Here is a 1977-nt window from a genome sequence, read left to right as displayed (position 1 = left end):
CGGCACCACCGCTGCTGGACGGCTTGCAGGAAAAAGCCATCTGGCTGGATATGCGCAATGAATATCTCGCCAGCTTCCTGCTGCGTCTGCTGCAACAGCAGGGTATTCAGGTGGCGTATTATCACGGCCAGGCGGCAGCGGATGATGTGATCATCAGCGATCACGATGAGCCCGCTGCGCAAAGCGGACGCGCGCATATTCGTATTTGTGGTCAGCACATCGATATGCCGCACGAAACCGCGCCGGGGCAATGGATTCAGAGTAGCGCGATGCTGCACGATCTGCCGCAGCTGTTGGGCCGCATCTATCGCATCAACATCAATAGCGAAACCGCCACGCCGCTACCGTTAACCGCGCCAAAAGCGGCCGCGACTTTCGAAGATATCATCGTGCTGATTGTTGATGACCATCCGATCAACCGCATGCTGCTGTCGGAACAGTTGGGCACCGTGGGTTATCAGACCAAAACCGCGCAGGACGGCGTGGATGCGCTGAACGTGCTGAGCCGCAATCATATCGATATCGTACTGAGCGATGTGAACATGCCAAACATGGATGGTTATCGCCTGACGCAACGTCTGCGTCAGTTAGGACACACTTTCCCGGTGATTGGCGTCACGGCCAATGCGTTAGCGGAAGAGAAGCAGCGCTGTATGGATGCGGGCATGGATAACTGTTTGTCGAAGCCGGTTACGCTGGATGTGCTGAAAAGTACGCTGGCGGTGTATGCGGAACGCGTCAGAAAGGGCAGGGAAGAGACGTAATACGCGAGAAAAAAAACGGGCGGTGTCAGAAGACGCCGCCCATTCAGGATTACTCTTTGTCGACCTGAGTGGCGCTAACAGAAGAGAGATAGTTCAGCAGCGCGATATCATTTTCCACGCCCAGTTTCATCATGGCTGATTTCTTCTGGCTACTGATGGTTTTGATACTGCGGTTCAGTTTCTTAGCAATCTCGGTCACCAGGAAACCTTCTGCGAACAGACGCAGTACTTCACTCTCTTTCGGCGACAGACGTTTGTCACCGTAACCGCCAGCGCTGATGCGCTCCAGCAGTTTTGCCACGCTTTCCGGCGTATATTTTTTGCCTTTCTGCAGAGCAGCCAGCGCTTTTGGCAGATCGGTTGGCGCGCCTTGCTTCAGTACGATCCCTTCGATATCCAGATCCAACACCGCGCTCAGGATCGCTGGGTTATTGTTCATGGTAAGAACGATAATCGAGAGATCCGGATAGTGACGTTTGATGTATTTAATCAGGGTAATACCGTCACCGTACTTCTCGCCTGGCATGGAGAGGTCGGTAATCAGGACATTGGCGTCCAGTTTGGGCAAGCTGTTTACTAATGCTGTTGAGTCTTCAAACTCACCTACAACGTTAACCCATTCAATCTGTTCCAGTGACTTACGGATACCGAACAGAACGATCGGATGGTCATCGGCAATAATTACGTTCAAGTTATTCATCTTATTGGTTACCTTGCTGCAGCAGTTGGCTGACGTACGCGTCAATTTCACTGGTGGTATTTTTAATGGTTAAATCGTCACATACTTTAATGTGTTGTTCTAACGCTTCACAAAGCAGTTTACCTGACCCCAGATTGAGCATGGCAAACACGCCTTTCAGGCGATGTGCTGTCTGAGCAAGCGAGGGATAATCCTTTTCCGCCGCTTCAGTATACAGTCTCTTCACATCTGGCGGTACTGTCTCGGTAAACAGCTGGAAATAGCCTCCGCTCATCAGCGGCGTGGCTTCTTCATCTTCGCGACTCTCCTCTAACAAATCATGAGAAAGCTGCTTTTCAATCAGGGCCAGCAGCGCATCAAGCAGTGCATTACTGAGATTGAAGTTGACCCGGAATTGTTGATCGTTCAACGCGTGATGACCCATTTCGTCACCAGCCAGTAACAGCGCCCAACCGTTCAGACGGGCGGGATCGTCGGTTACCAGCACATCATGATACTGACCGGTCAAACGTT

General features: G+C 51.8%; 3 protein-coding genes. 1 reads left to right on the top strand and 2 read right to left on the bottom strand.

Features of this window, described 5'->3' with window-relative positions; all coding sequences use genetic code 11:
• Window positions 1–764: response regulator (locus tag RTY00_RS24230; protein WP_312666667.1), on the top strand; the 764-nt coding region annotated here is incomplete at its 5' end.
• A 49-nt stretch (window positions 765–813) separates the two neighbouring features.
• Here the strand turns inward: RTY00_RS24230 and rcsB are convergent.
• Both rcsB and RTY00_RS24220 read right to left on the bottom strand, forming a co-directional pair.
• On the bottom strand, window positions 814–1464 hold the full coding sequence (gene rcsB, locus RTY00_RS24225) for a response regulator transcription factor RcsB (RefSeq protein ID WP_007889370.1): 651 nt from the start codon (window positions 1462–1464) through the stop codon (window positions 814–816).
• A gap of 1 nt (window position 1465) precedes the next feature.
• Window positions 1466–1977 (bottom strand): Hpt domain-containing protein (locus RTY00_RS24220; protein WP_312666666.1); only part of this gene is annotated, 512 nt, incomplete at its 5' end.

Source organism: Pantoea sp. CTOTU49201, from assembly GCF_032054795.1.
Taxonomy (GTDB): domain Bacteria; phylum Pseudomonadota; class Gammaproteobacteria; order Enterobacterales; family Enterobacteriaceae; genus Pantoea; species Pantoea symbiotica.
Note: the sequence above shows the minus strand (reverse complement) of the source record. Positions and strands in the feature narration are given on the sequence as shown.